Below are 1,342 nucleotides of genomic sequence, written 5' to 3' on the forward strand. Positions count from 1 at the left end.
CGATTTTGAACGCTGCCGTTTTTTGAAACCGCTATGGCTCAGCAGCTGAGAAATAGCTGCCTACTTCAGACCATCCCTAACATGCAATCTTCTCCATTAGTTGCGCTGGACAACTTGCCCTAGTTGCGCTGTGCAACTTATAATTCAGTAAGTCAACAGGAACTTATTGCATGTCCGCCAGAAAATTACCCGTCAACAAATTTCCCAAACAAGGACGAGCTACTTTTCGCCTACCTTTCACCACGGTCGACGTGGTGATTTTTTCCGTACTGGAAGACGCCCTGTGCATACTCCTGGTACGCCGCCCTTCCGGAGACGCCGAGCCTTATCCAGGCAAATGGGCGCTGCCCGGTGGCTTTGTGAATGTCGATGTCGATATAACACTCGAGGCCTGTGCTACGCGAAAACTGGCCGAAAAAACTGGCGTCTCGACCTCCTATCTCGAACAGCTAGGTAGCTGGGGAGGGGCTGATCGCGATCCTCGAGGATGGTCGGCGACCCACGTCTACTTTGCACTTATCCCTGCTGAGCACATCCAGCTTGAGAGAGGTGCCAACGCAGCTGATGTCTCATGGTTTGATGTGGATAAGTTTGTAAACGAAACCGATTTAGCCTTCGACCACTCAAGCATCCTCGCCACCGCCGTCGAACGCTTGCGCAGCAAGGTCGAATACACCTCACTACCGGCCTTCTTAGTTCCTGAGCCCTTTTCACTACCTCAGTTACAGCGGGTTTACGAGATTGTTCTGGGGCGCTCGATCGACAAGAGCGGGTTCCGTACCCGCATGCTAGCGGCAGACTTCCTCGTCGAAGATGTCTATCTAGACGGCACCTCTAACCGTCCAGCAATGGGTTACCGCTTGAGGGATCGGAGCATGCCTGTATTGTTTCCTCGCAACCTCGGTCGCTAGGAGGGTGTAGACAAAATCATGAATCGCCCTGGGTTTCGTGGCGGCCGTTTCGTTTAAGTCAGGCTGCTATGGCCTGACCTGCTTGTTGCTGGTGGAAGTTTGCCTCAGCCTCTGCAGGCGGTATATACCCGATTGAGCTCAGTAGGCGCTGATGGTTGTACCAGTGCACCCAGTCCAGGGTCGCCATCTCAACCGCTTCTCGACTCTTCCAGGACTGACGGTAAATCAGCTCAGTCTTGTACAGCCCGTTGATGGTTTCAGCCAAGGCGTTGTCGTAGCTATCGCCCTTGCTGCCGACCGAGGGCTCGATGCCGGCCTCCGCCAGCCGCTCGGTGTAGCGGACAGAGACGTACTGGGCGGATTCAACCGGTCGTCGCAACACTGGATTGTTGTACAGACTTTAGATACTCATTCAGTGCTTCGGCAGGTGT

General features: G+C 54.0%; 1 protein-coding gene and 1 pseudogene. One reads left to right on the plus strand and one right to left on the minus strand.

Annotated features, from left to right (window positions below; all coding sequences use genetic code 11):
* Positions 1-170: 170 nt before the first annotated feature.
* The gene (locus CE491_RS00130) at positions 171-911 is read left to right on the plus strand and encodes an NUDIX hydrolase (protein WP_110946376.1); all 741 of its coding nucleotides are present in this window, start codon (positions 171-173) and stop codon (positions 909-911) included.
* 58 nt (positions 912-969) lie between these two features.
* On the opposite strand, the pseudogene CE491_RS00135 reads toward CE491_RS00130, so the two are convergent.
* Positions 970-1,269: pseudogene (locus tag CE491_RS00135) on the minus strand (integrase core domain-containing protein); the annotation flags it as partial.
* Positions 1,270-1,342 lie beyond the last annotated feature (73 nt).

Origin of the sequence: Pseudomonas bohemica, from assembly GCF_002934685.1 — a bacterium.
In the GTDB taxonomy this organism is placed as follows: Bacteria; Pseudomonadota; Gammaproteobacteria; order Pseudomonadales; family Pseudomonadaceae; genus Aquipseudomonas; species Aquipseudomonas bohemica.

Bases quoted from the DNA above. Each gene is read 5' to 3' on its own strand.
- CE491_RS00130 (WP_110946376.1), top strand. From the start codon at position 171: ATGTCCGCCAGAAAATTACCCGTCAACAAATTTCCCAAACAAGGACGA.